19 protein-coding genes and 1 tRNA gene are annotated in these 16,961 nt (G+C 47.7%); 7 read left to right on the top strand and 13 right to left on the bottom strand.

Annotation, left to right across the window (positions count from 1 at the left end; genetic code table 11):
• Window positions 1-446: 446 nt before the first annotated feature.
• Window positions 447-1,859, bottom strand: coding sequence for a DHA2 family efflux MFS transporter permease subunit (locus ACI31H_RS04420; protein WP_439770793.1), 1,413 nt, complete (start codon window positions 1,857-1,859; stop codon window positions 447-449).
• Window positions 1,860-2,060: 201 nt separating this feature from the next.
• On the opposite strand from ACI31H_RS04420, the gene ACI31H_RS04415 reads away from it, so the two are divergent.
• On the top strand, window positions 2,061-2,618 hold the full coding sequence (locus ACI31H_RS04415; RefSeq protein ID WP_439770792.1) for a L,D-transpeptidase: 558 nt from the start codon (window positions 2,061-2,063) through the stop codon (window positions 2,616-2,618).
• On the opposite strand, the gene ACI31H_RS04410 is transcribed toward ACI31H_RS04415, so the two are convergent.
• Window positions 2,611-2,850 (bottom strand): glutaredoxin family protein, encoded by a 240-nt coding sequence (locus tag ACI31H_RS04410; RefSeq protein ID WP_439770791.1) that lies wholly within the window; start codon window positions 2,848-2,850, stop codon window positions 2,611-2,613. The two genes, ACI31H_RS04415 and ACI31H_RS04410, sit on opposite strands and share 8 nt — an antisense overlap.
• A 448-nt stretch (window positions 2,851-3,298) precedes the next feature.
• Between ACI31H_RS04410 and ACI31H_RS04405 the strand changes: the two genes are divergently transcribed.
• Window positions 3,299-4,708 (top strand): Na+/H+ antiporter NhaC family protein, encoded by a 1,410-nt coding sequence (locus ACI31H_RS04405; protein ID WP_439770790.1) that lies wholly within the window; start codon window positions 3,299-3,301, stop codon window positions 4,706-4,708.
• A 131-nt stretch (window positions 4,709-4,839) separates the two neighbouring features.
• Here the strand turns inward: ACI31H_RS04405 and ACI31H_RS04400 are convergent, their stop codons facing one another.
• Complete coding sequence (locus tag ACI31H_RS04400; RefSeq protein WP_439770789.1) at window positions 4,840-5,049, bottom strand: hypothetical protein; 210 nt, start codon at window positions 5,047-5,049, stop codon at window positions 4,840-4,842.
• Window positions 5,050-5,216: 167 nt separating this feature from the next.
• On the opposite strand from ACI31H_RS04400, the gene ACI31H_RS04395 reads away from it, so the two are divergent.
• Window positions 5,217-5,492, top strand: a complete 276-nt coding sequence (locus ACI31H_RS04395; RefSeq protein WP_439770788.1) for a hypothetical protein — start codon at window positions 5,217-5,219, stop codon at window positions 5,490-5,492.
• 99 nt (window positions 5,493-5,591) lie between these two features.
• Here ACI31H_RS04395 and preA read toward each other — a convergent pair whose 3' ends face one another.
• A complete protein-coding gene (preA, locus tag ACI31H_RS04390) occupies window positions 5,592-6,863 on the bottom strand; it encodes an NAD-dependent dihydropyrimidine dehydrogenase subunit PreA (RefSeq protein WP_439770787.1) in 1,272 nt (423 codons plus the stop codon).
• A complete protein-coding gene (locus ACI31H_RS04385) occupies window positions 6,856-8,097 on the bottom strand; it encodes an FAD-dependent oxidoreductase (protein WP_439770786.1) in 1,242 nt (413 codons plus the stop codon). Before ACI31H_RS04385 ends, preA begins: the two co-directional genes overlap by 8 nt.
• A 276-nt stretch (window positions 8,098-8,373) precedes the next feature.
• On the opposite strand from ACI31H_RS04385, the gene ACI31H_RS04380 reads away from it, so the two are divergent.
• Window positions 8,374-9,045 (top strand): hypothetical protein, encoded by a 672-nt coding sequence (locus ACI31H_RS04380; protein ID WP_439770785.1) that lies wholly within the window; start codon window positions 8,374-8,376, stop codon window positions 9,043-9,045.
• A 71-nt stretch (window positions 9,046-9,116) separates the two neighbouring features.
• On the opposite strand, the gene ACI31H_RS04375 is transcribed toward ACI31H_RS04380, so the two are convergent.
• The 3 genes from ACI31H_RS04375 to ACI31H_RS04365 all read right to left on the bottom strand — a co-directional run bounded on the left by ACI31H_RS04375 (window position 9,117) and on the right by ACI31H_RS04365 (window position 10,961).
• On the bottom strand, window positions 9,117-9,641 hold the full coding sequence (locus tag ACI31H_RS04375) for a GNAT family N-acetyltransferase (protein ID WP_439770784.1): 525 nt from the start codon (window positions 9,639-9,641) through the stop codon (window positions 9,117-9,119).
• Window positions 9,642-9,724: 83 nt separating this feature from the next.
• Window positions 9,725-9,949 carry a hypothetical protein gene (locus tag ACI31H_RS04370; protein WP_439770783.1) on the bottom strand — a complete coding sequence of 75 codons (225 nt, stop codon included), beginning with the start codon at window positions 9,947-9,949 and terminating at the stop codon, window positions 9,725-9,727.
• A 40-nt stretch (window positions 9,950-9,989) separates the two neighbouring features.
• The gene (locus ACI31H_RS04365; RefSeq protein WP_439770782.1) at window positions 9,990-10,961 is read right to left on the bottom strand and encodes an NAD(P)H-dependent flavin oxidoreductase; all 972 of its coding nucleotides are present in this window, start codon (window positions 10,959-10,961) and stop codon (window positions 9,990-9,992) included.
• 131 nt (window positions 10,962-11,092) lie between these two features.
• On the opposite strand from ACI31H_RS04365, the gene ACI31H_RS04360 reads away from it, so the two are divergent.
• The 3 genes from ACI31H_RS04360 to ACI31H_RS04350 all read left to right on the top strand — a co-directional run bounded on the left by ACI31H_RS04360 (window position 11,093) and on the right by ACI31H_RS04350 (window position 13,295).
• Window positions 11,093-11,992, top strand: a complete 900-nt coding sequence (locus tag ACI31H_RS04360) for a LysR family transcriptional regulator (RefSeq protein ID WP_439770781.1) — start codon at window positions 11,093-11,095, stop codon at window positions 11,990-11,992.
• Window positions 11,993-12,053: 61 nt separating this feature from the next.
• Window positions 12,054-12,326, top strand: a complete 273-nt coding sequence (locus ACI31H_RS04355) for a hypothetical protein (protein ID WP_439770780.1) — start codon at window positions 12,054-12,056, stop codon at window positions 12,324-12,326.
• A 228-nt stretch (window positions 12,327-12,554) separates the two neighbouring features.
• Entirely contained in the window at window positions 12,555-13,295 is a 741-nt protein-coding gene (locus ACI31H_RS04350; protein ID WP_439770779.1) for an SDR family NAD(P)-dependent oxidoreductase, read from the top strand.
• Between the two features lie 143 nt (window positions 13,296-13,438).
• Here the strand turns inward: ACI31H_RS04350 and ACI31H_RS04345 are convergent.
• From ACI31H_RS04345 to ACI31H_RS04325, 5 genes are all read right to left on the bottom strand, one after another.
• A tRNA-Thr gene (locus ACI31H_RS04345) sits at window positions 13,439-13,511 on the bottom strand.
• An 80-nt stretch (window positions 13,512-13,591) separates the two neighbouring features.
• A complete protein-coding gene (locus ACI31H_RS04340) occupies window positions 13,592-14,233 on the bottom strand; it encodes a Crp/Fnr family transcriptional regulator (RefSeq protein ID WP_439770778.1) in 642 nt (213 codons plus the stop codon).
• Window positions 14,234-14,258: 25 nt separating this feature from the next.
• Window positions 14,259-14,801 (bottom strand): DNA-binding protein, encoded by a 543-nt coding sequence (locus ACI31H_RS04335; RefSeq protein WP_439770777.1) that lies wholly within the window; start codon window positions 14,799-14,801, stop codon window positions 14,259-14,261.
• Between the two features lie 5 nt (window positions 14,802-14,806).
• Window positions 14,807-15,034 (bottom strand): heavy-metal-associated domain-containing protein, encoded by a 228-nt coding sequence (locus ACI31H_RS04330; protein ID WP_439770776.1) that lies wholly within the window; start codon window positions 15,032-15,034, stop codon window positions 14,807-14,809.
• Between the two features lie 22 nt (window positions 15,035-15,056).
• Window positions 15,057-16,949, bottom strand: a complete 1,893-nt coding sequence (locus ACI31H_RS04325) for a heavy metal translocating P-type ATPase (RefSeq protein WP_439770775.1) — start codon at window positions 16,947-16,949, stop codon at window positions 15,057-15,059.
• Between the last annotated feature and the right edge of the window lie 12 nt (window positions 16,950-16,961).

Below are 16,961 nucleotides of genomic sequence, written 5' to 3'. Positions count from 1 at the left end.
AAGACCCTACACATTTGATTCGTCGAAACTTTGTTCAGTTTTCAAAGGTCTACCATGCAACTGGCTAAGCAGCCAATCAACATCAATTATTATATCAAACTTGTTTGAATAAGTCAATAACTATTTTTAATTAATTATTAACTCGTCATCAACAAGTCAGCTTATTCATAATATCATCACATCAACTTCCCGTCAACAACTTTTTTAACTTTTTTATGAGCAACTCAATGGCGTCCTATAAGTACCACCAATTGAACTGTCAACCCGCAGTCAGGCTATCAAGTTAAAAAGCCATTTCTCATACACCTAGTTATTAAAACTAGCTGTTCAGAAAGTTGCTTTGATTGATTGTGAAATTAACAAACAAAAAAGCAGATAACTATTGATGAGACAACAGTTATCTACTTTACTTTAAAGTCTTGCAAAATGCAAGGGTTATTTTTAATTTATTCTAAATCGCTGCTCTTACTTTTATCCTGCATCAATAGTGTTAGGACAAAGCCAATCACTACTAAAACAATCGTAAAGTAAAAGCCATAGTGGGCACCATTAGTAAACCGAGCGGCCATTGAACCAGTACCCGCCTGACGACCAAGTTCCAAAAAGCTGGTTGCTAAGGCCGTGGCCAGCGCACCGATAATTTGCTGCATCGTGTTTAATATCGTGCTCCCGTCACCGGACTGCATCCCCGGTAGTGAATTTAACGCACTAGTCTGTGATGGGGACATTGCCAGCGGGCAGCCAATCATCAAAATGACGTGGGCAGCAATGATATAGGCGATTGAAGAATGTGGTGTGGCTAGTGCTAGCATTACGGCACCCACCAGCGCAATCAAGAAACCACACATTGCCGGTTTCTTGGCACCAACATTATCATACAACCGTCCAGCCACTGCAGACGTTAACGCGTTAATTACCCCACCAGGCAACATAATAATCCCCGTTAAGGCAACTGGCAGTAACAAACCATTTTGAATGTACATCGGTAGTAAGTACATTGCCGATAAGATAATTCCAAAGTCGAGCATCACTAAACAAGCACCAATTGCAAAGGACCGATTAGCAAAGACCCGTAAATTTAAAATCGGTTCTGCCAAGTTTAACTGCCGGTGAATGTACAGGGCTAATACAACGATCCCGATTACTAGTGCTACCAATACCGGTGCCGATAGCCAGCCATCACGGCTTGAAAGTGACGCACCGATTACTAATCCGGAACACCCGATTGCTGATTCTAAAATTGAGAGTACGTCCACGTGTGGCCGCGTCCGTTCACCAACATTTTCCAACGAGGTCAGGGCAAATACCAACGCAATTAGTAGGAACGGGACAAATAGCCAGAAGATCCACCGCCAGGACAACTTGGCCAGGATTAAACCGGTCAGGGTAGGCCCGATGGCGGGTGCAAACATAATCACTAACGCACAAACACCCATCACCGCACCGATCTTTTGCGGCGGGAAGATCTGCATGACTACGGCAAACATCAATGGTAGTATCAACCCGGTTCCAATCCCTTGAATCATCCGTCCGATTAGGACCACCATAAAGCCATTGGCCATTGCTGAAATAATTGCACCAACGATAAAGGCCGCTAAGGCAAAGGTAATAATCTGCCTGGTCGTAAACCACTTCGAAATCAAACTCGATAAGGGTAACACGATCCCAATTACTAGCATGTACCCTGTTACCAGCCATTGAACCGTGGCCGTATTAACCTGCAGTGCCGCCATTAACTTAGGCAAAGCAATATTTAATGATGTTTCACTGAACATCCCCACAAAGGCTCCCAGCAGCATACTAACCATCGCTAATTTCGGGTGGCGGACTTGCTGCCGGGCTTGTGGCATTTCATCCATACATCAACACTCCTTCAATCAATTTTCTTTTTTTACACAAGTGGTTACTTTACCAGAGTGATATTTATTTCGTAAGTTTTTTTGATTATTCTTAGGAATATTAATGTTTAAACTTAAGAAAATTAAGTTATCAGGTGTCTGCACTACTAATTTAGAAAAGACTATAATAATCATAATGTCTTTTAAGGAGTAACTAGATTGATGGATAAATTAATCAAGGTCGTAACAGTAATGCTAATTATCGTTGGTTCACTAATACTGACACCAGCGGGACATGCTAGCCACATGCGAACACCAATCGACTGGCAGCAATCGTCAGAAACCATCGCGTACCCGGACCTGCAAAAGACCCCCAACCTGTGGATCAAAGTACGGCTCAAGCATAACCGCACCTATGTCTATAGTGGTCAAAAATGTATCTATACAATGTACAGTTCGGCCGGAAAACTCCAGAAAGACCCCACCAGCCATACGACTAAAAGCGTTACCCCTACTGGCACCTATACGATCCACGGGGCCCGTGGCGACTGGGTTTATAACCCTAATTTAAAACTAGGTGCCAACTATTATGTCGCCTGGAATGGCAACTACCTCTTCCATACCGTCGTCACCGATCCTAACCACCACTACATTAAAGGTGAGGCCCAAAAGCTCGGTAAAAAGCCCAGTTCCCCCGGTTGCGTCTGCCTATCCGTGCCTGATGCCAAGTGGCTGGCCGGCTCCGTCCCAGAAGGCACTAAGGTTGTCGTCACTAATTAGCTAACTGCTTAATTTTGTCAGGACGAAAGCCGGTCCACCCAGTCACCGTTCCGTGATCGTCAACAACTACTACCGGTAAACTGGCATAGCCTAGTTCCCGTAAGGCGGTTAGCGCCTGATGATCATTAGTAACATCCACTTCCTGGTAGTCGATCCCTTCCTGAGTCATTAGTTGCTCCGTCATCCGACAGCCCGGGCAAAATTGCTTAGTAAAGATACGTACTTCTTTCATGGTAGCCTCCTTGTTATCATCTTTTTTCGTCATATTAATTTGGTTTCTTCATTATATACCCACTAAAATACCCACTAAAAGCCGGCTCGCTCTGACATTAATTTAAAATTAGAGATTGACAAATTAAAATGAGAATGTTTTAATAATACCAACATCAACGGAAAGGAAAGAATGATAATGACTCAACAACGATTAAATACTAGTGTAGTGTATTATTACGGCAATGCTTATCTAGACTAAATGTCTGTGCCACGGCTGGTGCGGACAGGGACGTTCGCACCTAAGCAGAGCTGTATTTGATATGCCCTTTGCTAGGTGTCAATCTAGTAAAGGTGCCAGTATTTTTGCTGAGCAATTATTTTTCCGAAATAATGAAGCACCAACTAGGTTGAGCAATGTCTCACTGTTAGTTGGTGCTTTTTGTTTATCTATTAGGGAGTGAAAGATAATGAGTGTTTTTAAGAAATCTTCTGATAAGGCCGAACCGGTTCTCGGCTTCGGTGAAAGTCTCGTCGTTTTAATTGTCATCCTTTGCATTCTGGGATACTTAATCATCTTTGAAAAGCAGGAACCCCAGGCGCCGCTGTTTATTGCCTTTACCGTTCTCGCCGTTTACGGTAAAATCCGGGGATTCAAATGGGACACCGTAATGGAAGGAATGCGAAGTGGCCTGCGGGCTGGGGTTGACCCGCTGGTGATCTTCCTCTCCATCGGGGTGCTGATCGCTACTTGGATTTTCTCTGGAACCATTCCCACCATCATGTACTTTGGTTTTAAGATTATCTCCGTCCAGTTCTTTTTACCAACGGTCTTCGTTGTCTGTACCCTGGTTGGAGTAGCCTGTGGTAGTTCCTTCACGACCGTTTCCACAATGGGAATTGCCTTTATCGGGATTGGGGCCACTTTGAAGATCAATCCTGGTTTAACGGCCGGGGTAATCGTCTCCGGAGCCTTCTGTGGTTCCAATATTTCGCCCCTGTCTGGGACTACTAACCTAGCAGCTAGTGTAAGTCACATTAGCATTTACGAACACATCCGTTCTCTTCTGATTACTGATTTGCCAGCCTGGGCCCTTTGCCTTGTCCTGTACACTGTCCTGGGCTTAAACTCGCAACACGTCAGTCTTAGTGCCGTCCACCACATGATGAGTGGCCTGGCCAACGGCTTCTGGGTTTCTGGCTGGGCGCTTCTCCCCGTTGTCCTGTTGATTGTTCTGGCAATTCTACAAGTACCGGCAATCCCATCACTAGGGCTCGGTTCCCTATTTGCCGCCTTCCTCGGTTGGATCCATGCTCCGGCAACGAGCATTACGACAATTACTAAGACCATCATGATGGGCTACGTTTCCCACACCGGTGACAAGACCATCGACACCCTATTATCTAAGGGTGGTATTGCCAGCATGCTTACTTCGCTTGCCCTCATCGTCTTTGCCCTGGCATTAGGTGGTTTGTTAATCAAGTTCAACATCATCAACACAATTATTGAGCACCTCTCCGGAATTGTTAGAACTCCTGGCCGGCTCTCCTTAGCAACTGCCATTACCTGTATCGGGGTTAACCTAATTGTCGGTGAACACTACCTGGCAATCATTCTCCCTGGACAATCCTTCATTAAGTCCTTTGACCAACTTGGACTGAAGCGGCGGTTCATGGCCCGGATCCTTAATGATGCCGGGGCCGCGGTTAACGCCATTGTCCCGTGGAGTGTTTCCGGGGTCTTCATTGCGGGTGCCCTGCAAATTAACCCGCTCCGGTTCATCCCCTGGGCCTTCTTCCCATTCATCGTTACCATTTTGGCAGTCGCTGTGGGCTTTTTCCTAAAGCCCGACCAGCAAGCAGCTAAGGTAGCGGCATAGTATCAAAGATATAAAACGCGCGACAAGGGTTACTAAGACCATTGCTGCGCGTTTTATTTTAAAAAATTAAAGACGCTCACGGAACAATTACCGCGCGCGCCTTTCAAGGAACAAATACTAACATTGATGAGTTAGACATTTAACTCTGCACCATATTCATCATTGATGGTGTCAACGACATCCTTAACGGACATGTCGTCTTGCACAATGGCGTCACCGTCGCGCAACGTGTACTTTACGTCGTCGCTCAAGTTACTAAAGTCAACATCGTTACCCTTTGCATCAACAAAATTGAACTTCGAGTTCTGGAAGTTCTTAAGAGCATCTTCATCAATCTTCATGATTATGCTTCCTTTCACTATCTATTATAGTCTTTTTTTCTAAAGTGGGCGTTTAATTTTAAAAATTTTTCGATAAAACGCTTTCTTTGAGAAAAGGATTCAAAAGCCGTGGCAAAGCCAGCCAAATGAAATATAATGAAGTTAGATCCATGAGAGGGGAAATTCATATGTCATTAATGCAAGATACACAAAATATCAATAAGACCGATGAACAAGTTTACCTGATCACCCTGGTACGGCAAAGTACTGATCGTCCGATGTACCTAGACCACATGATCTACCAAACGACGGCGGCGGGGCAAAAGTTTATGGCCAACCTAGCTGATGCCTTTAGCAAGGCCGGTTACCGGCTAGAAAAAGTCAATGCCGACCACTACATCCTCAATAATGGTTTGGACAAGATCACGTTAACTGGTGAATCACAAGGCATCTACCAAGGATAATTACCTGGTATAAACAACTTAACTTTAAAAGACTCCGTGTGGGTGATCACCCGTACGGAGTCTTTTAGTATGCTTATTTATTACTTAGCAGTACTTTCATTATAGGCCGGTAATTTGGAAGGATTCCGCGTGAACGGCATTCGGATCGCCCTTTCGTCCCGGCTTCATCTTTTTAATACCGAGCTTGATTGCCCCGACTGGACAAACTAGCGCACAAAGTTGACAGCCGACACACTTACTCTGGTCAAAGGTTGGGAGCCGTTTTTCATCATCCCAGCCCATTGCCTGGTGGGCACCATCTTGGCAGGAGATAAAGCAACGGCCACAGCCAATGCACTTATCCCAGTCAATCTTTGGGTAAACAACGTAGTCCCGGTCCAGCTTATTAGTTGGCACAATCTTTTGGTTAGCCAGGCCAACCAAGTCCTTTAAGTGGTCAACGCCTTGTTCATCCATGTAGTGCATCAGACCATTGGTTAAGTCATCAATGATCCGGTAACCGTACTGCATGATAGCGGTGGTTACCTGCAAGGTCGAGGCCCCGAGTAGGATAAACTCAGCCGCATCTTCCCAGGTTTCAATACCACCGATCCCGGACACTGGTAATTGTTCTAGGCCAGCTGCTGACCGGATTTGCTGCAAGAACCGGAGGGCAATTGGCTTAACCGCCTTACCAGAAAGACCGGAAACAGCCGACTTACCATTGATGTTAGGCAGGGCGACCTTGTTATCAAGGTCAATGTCGGTAATGGACTTAACGGTATTGATCGAAGAAATACCGTCGGCTCCCCCTTCAAGGCAGGCCTTAACAACCGGAACCATGGTGGTAATGTTAGGTGTCATCTTAGCTAGTACCGGCAGGTCCGTCCCCTTCTTAACTGCGGCACAGTTCTTTTTACATAATTCAGGGTTAGTACCGACATCTGAACCCATGGTATGTGAGGTCATCTGTGGGCAAGAGAAGTTTAATTCAATCATGTCAGCCCCGGCCTCAGTTACCAACTTGGCTAGGTCCGTCCAGTCCTGCGGCGTTTCCCCCATGATAGAAGCGATCAGCACCTTATTCGGGTACTCCTTCTTTAAGCGCCGCATATCGGCTAGGTCTTGGGCCATCGGGTGTTCAGCCAGCTGTTCCATGTTCTTAAAGCCAATAAATGGAGTATCTTCCTTGCTTAGTTGGGCAAACCGTGGTGAAACTTCATCGATAACGAAGTGGTCCGGTGACAGGGTCTTATAGACAATCCCACCCCAGCCAGCGTCGTAGGCATTCTTACACATTTCATAACAGTTGCCAACTGGTGAAGATGACAAGCAAAACGGGTTTTCAAAGTGAACCCCTAAAAAGTCAATTGACAGATCCTTATTAATCATTGTCTTGTCCTCCTAACACACGATCAATTTCTTCGGCAACTTCCTTACCCTTTTGCACGGCGTAAACAACGGTCTTATCGCCGTCTACGATATCGCCAGTAGCAAAGACCTTGGGATCCTTGGTGTGGAAGCGGGCCTCCCGGAATGGAATTTCGTTATGTTGGATGTCGATGTCGAGGCCATCAGCATTGACCTTTTGACCAACGGCTAAGATGATCTTGTCGGCGGTAATGGTCATTTCACTGTCAATCTTACGGTGCTTAAAGGTAACCTTGTTTTCGCGTACGTCAGTTGGGACGTAGCCGTCAACAATGGTAACCCCTTCGCGTTGGGCCCCTTCAAGTTCCTTCTTGGAAGCTTTAAATTCAGAGAATTCTTCGTAAACCATGTCAGTAACGTGGGTTACACCGAGCTTCTTCAACGTGGTAACCACATCCATGGCCACGTCACCACCACCGATAACGAGGACGTTATCCGGTAAGTCATCAAGGTTTCCCTTGCTTTCCTTAGCCCGGGCCAGGAAGGAGATGGCTGACTCCGTGCAAATGTTGTGTTCAAACATTGGAATCGTCTTTGCTTCACTAGCACCGATGGCTACGATAACGGCATTGTACTTAGCCTTTAGGTCGTCCATCGAAATATCCTTACCAACGGCGGTGTTGTACTTGATGTTGGCCCCCAGGTTAACAATCCGTTTAACTTCGTACTCAACAATTGATTCTGGAAGACGGTATTCGGGGATCCCGTAGGTCAGGTAACCGCCGGCCTTGGCATTCTTTTCGTAGATGTCAACGGCATAGCCCTTTTGTAAGAGGGTCGTGGCGGCTTGTAGTCCGGCCGGGCCGCTACCAATGATGGCAATGCTCATCCCATTTGGCTTACCCGCGTGGAGAATCTGCATGTTTTCCTTCCGTTCCATGTCGGTAACGTAGCGTTGGATCCCACCGATATCGATTGGGCCATCGATCTTGGCACGCGTACATGCACTTTCACAGTAACGTTCCGTCGGGCAAACCCGGGCACAGATGGCCCCCAGGGCATTGTTTTCCCGAATAGTTTCGGCAGCCCCTTTTACATTACGGAAACGAACACTCCGGATAAACTTAGCCGGATTAGTGTGGGCTGGGCAGGCCTTAGAACACGGTGCATCCTCACATAATAGGCAACGCGCTGCTTCTTGCATAACGGTCGTCATTGTGTAGCCCTTTGCCTCAGTTTCATATTTTGAAGTCATTGAAATTGCCTCCTCTAGGTTACAACTTCATAATCGCTAATTTCGTGAATTAAATCACTTGATACACTACTATGTTAGCGGTTTCGTGCATTAAAAGCAATGCTATCCGTATAAATTCTTTTTTATTCTAATTATTGTCAGAATAGTATATCGTAGTGGAATATTTTCTTTATTAACTATTGGAATATCCATTCACAAACGTGGTAGTAGCATTGAATTCAAGTGGCAAAAGCACTAAACTAGACAAGCACTTTTTATTTTTGGGGGGATTTTTTAATGAAAAAGGGAATCATCACACTAACCGCTTTATGCTCACTAGGCGTCCTGCTATCAGGTACCGGGACGAGCGCGGTGCCAACAGCGACTATCCATGCAGCGCGGACTGCAAGCCACCACTTCAGTAAGCAGCAATACGCATTACTTGCTTACCTAAAATACAGTCGGCAAAAGCCCGCTGACTTGCTCGCAAACGTCGCTAATTTTAGTCTTTCCAACAATGGCAATACCTATACCATGGGGACAAACGGGACGACCGTTAACGTTAAGGTTAGTGCCAACCAAGTGACCGTTACCGACCAACAGCAGGCACACCATACTTACCAAAAGGCCCGTTTAGCCCATCAATATGCGGCTGATAAGACAACGCTGAAAAAGATTCTTACTTCGACTGATGGTACCACGCAGGCAGCTGAAAATAGCACTAGCCAAGCGGCTACCCAGAAGAATACGGCCACTGGGGAAGGGGACTCAGGGAATGGCCAGTCCGGCGACCCCGATACGGTCACCATCGCCGGCCACACCTTCCATAAATCCTATTCGAACGGTGGTCTTCACTATGAAGGGGATAACAATGAAGGGGAACTTGGCGAATGGGGAGCCTCTAACCCGGACCCGAATATCAAGTCCGCTTATGATAACTTCAGCGATAGCCTTGATAACAATAATTAATAAATAAAGGACCCGTGCTGCCGTTTTGACAGAATCACGGGTCCTTTATTATTAAAATCAGTATAGGCTAACTATTTACCAAACGTCCGCCCATTGAACCAGGCAAACATATCATCAACCTTACGATGGTCAACTTCACTAGTATTACTGAGCATCTGGTAGGTGACATCAGCAGTCGGGGTCAGACGGTCAGTTAGCTCAAAGCCGTTGCTACGGTAAAAGCTCAACCGGCGCTGACGCTGCTGGTTATTAGCAGCCGCCGGATCCAGCTGTTCAATATCTAAAACGATGGTTTCCCCCGGATAACGCTGACGAGTCGTCTGCAGGATCCGGCTACCATAACCCTGGGAGCGTACCTGGTCATTGACTGCCAAGTAAAGTAAGTAGTGGATCCCGTGGTGGTGGACCAGGTAAGTAAAGCCCACTAATTGCTGTTCGTCATAAAAGGCGATGAAGTCGGCCCGCCAAAAGAGACGCTTGAACATTAAGCGCCGCCAGCTCTCCTGCTCATACTTGGGAAACGCCCGGTAATACAGCTGTTTAACCTGCCGGTATTCTGGTAGTCGCGGCGTCACTGGTTGGGTTCTTAGTGTCACACTATCCCTCCTAATCTAAGGAGAGTTTAGCAAACCGGAACACGAAAAGATACCACGGAAACATAATTTGAAACTTTCTTATACTACTTAGCCGATAGGTAATGGCGAATGTTGCGCAGGCACTTGTTAAACTCTACCCACTCATTAAAGGTCATATCAACGGCGCTTACCTGGTAGCGGTCCGGTGGCGTTACTACCGCCATCGTTTTACCATTCCGGGTCAAAATTAGTTGGTCACCCTGCTGGCTAATGTCATAGTGACGGCCGTGGAGCCAGTCCTGCAAGCTTTGAAAGGTATCCGTATTCATAAAATCACCTCGTACTAATAATAGCACGGGTGGTCCAGGGCTAGTCCGTAATCCCTTTCATGAGAATCGCGAAGATTTGCGCAACGGAAAGTTCTTCTTTCAGATTACCAATACCAGTACCAATCGTAATGTAGCCATTATCGAGGTCTCCTTGAAGCATCCCCTTTTGGACACCACTCAGGCTAACCTTACTTGCCAATTGTTCAACTGGCGTGCCGTCCTTTATTGCCTTCATGAGACTATTAGTAAGTCCACCGGGTAAGGTCCGGTAATAAATTGGTACTTGGGGAATGTTAAAGAAGAGCAGGTCTTCACCAGTTGAGCGTAAAATGTATTGCTTAATCTTTTCATCCATGCGGCACTCTTTGGCAATTGTAAAGATAGAACCACAGTAAACACCTTCGGCCCCCAAATCAATTGCTGCCCGGGCGGTCCGCGCATCCGTAATCGCGCCGGCCGCTAATACCGGAATTGAAACGGCATCGGCTAACAGGGGAACAATTGAAAACATTCCCAACGACCGGAGGGGCATCGTTCCACCCTCATCGAAACCGGTAGCAACAACTACATCGGCCCCCAGTTGTTCAGCCGTTTGAGCATCTTTAACGGTCGGGGTCAGCTGGCGGAAAATGATCTTGATGTGGGCCTTTTTCAGTGCTTCAAAGTATTCCGGATAAGGGTCACCAACATAGGCGGCTGCCGGAACGTGTTCCTCGGCCATCATCTTAATCATCGGCATAGTAAATTGGTCCTTGGCCGGATCCAGTGGGATTAGGTTAATCCCAAACGGCTTATCAGTTAGCCGCTGGACCTTCCGTACTTCTTGGCGCATCCGCTCGATTGTTTCATCAACCGAGGTTGTCTTACTGGTTTGACCGGCATTCGGGCCCAGGATCCCCATTCCACCGGCTTCACCAACGGCGGCCACCAGCTTGGCATCCGTCAGCCAGGCCATCGCACCCTGAATAATTGGCTTTTCAATTCCGAGAGCTTCACATACTCGATTAGTCATAATTAACACTCCTTTTCTATAATGACAGTTACCTTGTTACCGCCTTCATTATAGTGTTAATATTAGTTATAAACTAATAGCTATTAATCAGGCCATTATAACCATTTAGTAATAATAGGGAGTGCCAGCAAATGATTAAAAACGATAAATTATTATTGATTCTCGAAACAATTCCGCATTCCAAAACACTAACTGATGTTGCTAACCGCCTATACTTCACTCAGCCGTATATCAGTAAGGTAATTCGGCAGGCCGAGCAGGAATACCAGGTGCAGCTAGTCAACCGGGCCCAGGCGCCAATTTCACTTACCCCGGCCGGGAAAAGTGTCCGCGATGGTCTCGAGCGGCTCCGTTATGATGAGCTCCAGCTAAATAAAAACGTACAAACCATTCGCCGGCGGCAGCAGCTAACGATTACCATTGCCCTGTCGACCCTACTGGAAACTAAGGCCCTGCCGAAGATTGCTGGCGAGCTCCACCGTCTATTTCCCCAGCTATCCTTTCGACTCCTAAACCAACTCCCCAACGCGACAGAAGATGACCTGCTAACCCAAAACGTCGATATTTTAGTGGGTCCCACGATTGATAGTCCCCTGTTTTACTGTCACGAAGTTAATCAAGCTGAGTTAGCCATCCTCATCCCTAAGAGCGCTCATCGGGGTGCTAACCTCACCGCACTTAAGAAAGACCAGCCAATTACCGCGGTTACCCTCCCCCGTGAATCTCTTCTCCAGCAGCGGATCAACGGCTTTTGGGAGAAGCAAGGAGTTAGCCTACGCCCAATTTGCGAGGTGCCAAATATGCGGTTAGCAATCCTAACAGCCGTCGAATTAGGGGCAATTACCGTGGCCCGGCCAGATCTTATTAAGGCGACTTTGCAAGGCCAGACTAAGGATTACCGGCTTCTGCGAATCGCCAAAGAGCAACTAATGTTTGAAAGTACCGTCTCGGTCTCCAAGGCTGCCACCCCCCTTGTTCAGCAGGTTGCCCAAAAGCTAGCCCAGATTGTTGCCAGTGCTGATTGCAACTAGCTCAAATATTTAACTATCCCCCTTATTCCGCCTACAATGGAGGTAAAGGAGGGAGTAGGCAATGAAAGCAATGTCAACGAAAGCTTTGCTAGCAACGATGAAGGGTGACCAAGTCGAAGTGGATCCCGTTAAAGACGGGGAGGACGCCTACGTCTTTAAAATCGACCATCGTCCCTTCGGCCACTTAGATAAGTACGGTAATCTCTATATGGATACCTTTGAAGAAACCATCTCACGGCCGCTTAGCCTCGGTAAGAAAACTATTACCCGGTGGATTAACTGGGCCGTCAAGGGCTTCCGGATCAACCGGCGGCGGATTGAGAAATGGCAATAATACTAATGAAGCAGGGCAAAAGTTGTTTACGACTTCGTAGTCATGCCCCTGCTAGTACAAATAGACCTCAAGTATTCGGCTTTCCGAATGCCTGAGGCTTATTTGTGTACTATGCTATTGACCTTTAACCCCTTAGTTTTAAAGGGGTTGCTTCGCTTATCCTTACATAGCCAAGTCCGACGGAAAATGGCATAATTAAGGGAAAGATAGAAAGGGGTACGAACGATTATGCAAACAGTTGTTATTACCGGCGGGACTTCCGGGATTGGTCTTGCCACCGCCGAACTTTTCCTTACACACGGTTGGAATGCCGTTATCATCGGCCGGAACGAGCAAAAGGGCCAGCAGGTTGAAAAACAATTAGCCGCAAAGTACTCGCCAAAACAAGTAGCCTTTATCCAGGCAGACATCAGTCAGGCCGCTGATGTCGAGCGGGTTAAACAGGAAACGCTGGCTAAGTTTAAGAGTGTGGATGCCCTCGTCAACAATGCTGGTATCGTTATCCACGGTGAACTGCATGAAACCAGCGAACAGGACTGGGACCAGATCTTTGCCGTTGACGTTAAGGGGACCTTCCTGGTCAGCAAGGCCTTTGTGCCCACGATGATCAAGCAAGGCCACGGTAGTATTATCAATATTTCGTCCGTCTCGGGGATGGCCGGTGACCGGGCCATGGTTGCTTATAACGCCGCAAAGGGGGCCATCATTAATATGACCCGGGCAATGGCGATTGACTATGGTAAAAACAACATTCGGGTAAACGTTGTCGCTCCCGGACCAACTAACACGCCGCTATTCCACCAGGATAAGCAGAAATTTGCCAAGAACAGTCCCCTGAACCGGATTGTCGAACCCGAAGAGGTTGCTGCGGCGATTTACTTTGTCGCCAGCCCCGCTGCTAGTGCAATTACCGGAGAAACTATTCCGGTAACAGCTGGTTTTGAAATTTCAACCGGCCAGCCAATGTAACCTTACTAATATCAAACGAATACGGGCCCGCTAAGTAACGAATGAGTCTCATCCGTCCTCAGCGGGCCTATTTTGAAACACTAAAAAAGCCTTCAGATCGGTGTTAATCGCACCTGATCCGAAGGCTTTTGAAGTTTTAATTATGCTGACTAGAGGATTCGAACCTCCGACCTCATCATTACTAATGACGTGCTCTGCCAACTGAGCTAAGTCAGCATTTAACCAACAAAAGTTAGTATAGCAGATCATGTCCCGGATTGGAAGAGGTAATTTAAATTAATTCACCAATTTTTTAGCTAACGGGGCCGTAATACCTTGATCCGGTGCCGGTACCGGTCAATTTGGCCACTATTCTGCAGCTGGGTTAACTTACGGGAAAGGGTCTCTGGTGTCGTTCCCAGGTATGAAGAGAGGTCCTTCAGCTTTAACGGTAACGTAACTACGGAACTTCCTTGCTCAACCACCAGCTGGTTTAAATAAGCCGCCAACCGCTCTTCAATATTCGGCAACCCCATCAACTGGGTTTGCCGGCGGAGGGCGTCAATGGTGGTTGCTTGGCCCGCCAAGAGCTTCAGCGCAATATCACTATGGGTTTGGATCAGGTGCGTAAAGTCGGCCCGGTCTAAAATACAGATCTCACTATCACTCGTCATTTCAACGTAACTATTACTGTTTTCTACCCCTAGCAACCAGGTTTCACCGACGTAGTCACCAACACTTAGGGCCCGTTGTACCTGCTCTTCACCCGCGGCACTTAACTGGTACAGGCGCCCCTTCCCCTGCTTAACAATTACCAGCCGGTTACTGTTGGCCGGGCTAACCACGATGGTCCCCCGTGTAACGTGCTGGTGGTGAACTAACCGCTCCACCTGGCGCTGCCGGTCGATGTTTAGCTGGTTAAAAAGCGGCACTAAGCGAACACAAAGTTCCTCTGCCATTAAATCCTCCTCCGCCAATTAGTCTTTAAAAATCATCGTCGTCTTCAGTATACAACCCCGTCCGCAAGTCATGTCCTAAGAAGCGCTGGGCCAAGGCAATTTGTCCCTTAATCCACGCTAATAGGATGCTCAACTGTGCCGCCAGTTCGGGCCAATTCTCCTTATTCGCCAACTCAATTGCCTTCGTAATGAAGAGGGTTTGGGTATCAAAGTCCTTAACCAGGGCAAATAGTTGCTCTGCGCCCGACTGGTACTTGGCGGCCCCGTCTTCTTCTAACATCGTGAATTGCTTAAACTGGTCGGTCGTGGTCGGAATGCTTTCACCGTTATTTACCAATAACCGGTTTAACAGTGCAAAGGTCGACTGTTCGTAATCAATCCATCGGTCACCATACTGTGCTAACAATAAGGTGGCTGGGCCCTGGGCAAATAGCTTGGCCTGACTAATCTTTAACGAATGAATCACGAGGTTAGCGATAATATGACCGGTCATCGCCCCGGCAGTCGGGGTATGGTGGTCAATATCACTTTGTCTTAATTCTTGTTCGTATTTTTCCGTACTCGTCATTATGATTAAAACTCCTTTGTCTCAACACCTTGCACCGCATAGCCCATCTTTTCAATATTTTTCTGAACCGTGTCAGAAGAGGTGACCGCCGGATCCAGCGTAAACTTGACCTTGCCCGCGTTAAAAAGTACCTTCACATCGGCCGTCCCTTCAACACTTTCCACACTCTTTTGAATTTTTGTTAGGCAGGACGGACAGGTTAACCCACCGAGTTTCATCATTACTTTTTCCATTTTCAACACTTCCTTACATAATTTATTCTATGCTGGCCGGTCGGTTAAAAAATTGACGATGGTCAACTTTAGGTGAATATTTAATCAGCCGCATGCTATTTAAAATGACGATCAAAATACTTAGCTCGTGAATCAGCATCCCCGACGCCATCTCAATATCGCCCACGAACAGGCCGACAAATAACAGGAGAACCGTTAACAGGGCAATTGCAATGTTCTCGTTCATATTCCGGATCGTTTGCTTGGCCAGCTGAAAGCTGGTCATCAGGTTAGCCAGGTCGGACTTTACCAGCACCAGGTCGGCGACATCCATGGCAACGTCGGTACCTGACCCTATCGCTACCGCTACGTTAGCCGCCGACAGGGCCGGACTATCATTGATCCCGTCGCCAACAAAGGCCACCCGGTGCCCCCGTTGACGTTCTCTTTCAACAAACGCGGCCTTCTCCTGGGGTAGCATTGCGGCGTGAACCTCATCTAACGGCAAAGCTGCAGCAATTTTCTTCGCCGTACCCACGTTATCGCCAGTCAACATCACCAGCCGCTTTACACCTAGTCGCTTCAATTGTTGTAAGGCGATAGCCGTTTGCGGCCGGAGTTGGTCCTTAATCGCAAAGATAGCTAGCTCACGGTGGTCGGCGCTGGCAAAAATTACGGTTGAGTTGCCTTCACTAGCAAGCCGGGCCACTGCCTGATCAAGTTGTTTACTATCAACCATTTCACTAATAAGTTGTTGGTTACCAAGCAGGTATTCCTGGCCTCCCAGCCGGGCACGGACTCCCTGCCCCTTCACCGTCTCAACCTTATCCGGAATTAACTGCCGCTTGGTTGCTAGGCCGGTAATTGCCTGAGCTAACGGGTGGTCAGACTGGTTTTCAATCGCTACCGCCTGGTCAATAATCATCTGCCGATCTCCTTTGAAGACCAGTAATTTCTCAACCGTTGGCTTACCCTGGGTCAGGGTTCCGGTCTTATCAAAGGCCACTGTATCAACGTGTTGCAAGCGGTCCATCACATCCGACCCCTTAAACAGGATCCCGCGGCGGGCACCATTACCAATTCCCGCAACCGTTGAAGCGGGAACCCCGATGACTAGGGCCCCGGGACAGCCCAGTACCATTACGGTAATCGCCAACCGAAAGTCCCGGGTGATCATCCCGACAAGCACTGCCACCACTAGGACCAAGGGGGTGTAATACTTAGCAAAACGGTCGATAAAACGTTGGGTCTTCGTCTGCGAATCTTGGGCCTCCTCGACTAGCTCAATAATCTGGCCAAAAGTCGTATCGTCCCCCGTCGCGGTTGTTTCTACTGTCACCGTTCCATTTTCCAAGACGGTCCCAGCAAAGACTTCGGCACCCCTTTGCTTGGTAACCAGGCGGGACTCCCCGGTAATACTGGCCTCGTTGACTAGGGCCGACCCCGTAACGACTTTGCCATCCACGGGTACCTGGGAGCCGGTTTTAATCAGGACCCGGGTACCGGTTTCCAAAAAGTCAACGTCCTCGACGCTCGTGGTCCCATCATCATTCACCACTAGGGCCGTCTGCGGGGCCATGTCAGCTAGTTGCTGAACGGCCGAACGGGTTTTCTGTAGGGTTACATCCTCTAAAACCTCCCCCAGCATAAATAACCAGGTTACGATTGCAGCCTCATTGTATTCGCCGATAATGAAGGCCCCAATCACGGCAATGCTAACGAGAACATCGATCGAAATTAGACGTACCTGTAAAGACGAAATTGCCGTCAATAAAATCGGTACCAACCCAATAATGCCGGCCAGCGCCATAACAAGCTGGTAGGCCAACAGGCTGTGGCCGCCAAACCGGGCCGCCTCTGCTACCAACAGTAAAAGCGTCGTCAAGGCCACAATCGGTCGCCGGTATTTTGTAAAAAATTGTTGAATTCTAACCATCTGCAGCTCCTC

It is taken from the genome of Limosilactobacillus sp., from assembly GCF_051873035.1.
Classification (GTDB): domain Bacteria; phylum Bacillota; class Bacilli; order Lactobacillales; family Lactobacillaceae; genus Limosilactobacillus.
The sequence above is the reverse complement of the archived record's forward strand: the minus strand, read 5'-3'. Positions and strand labels throughout refer to the sequence as shown.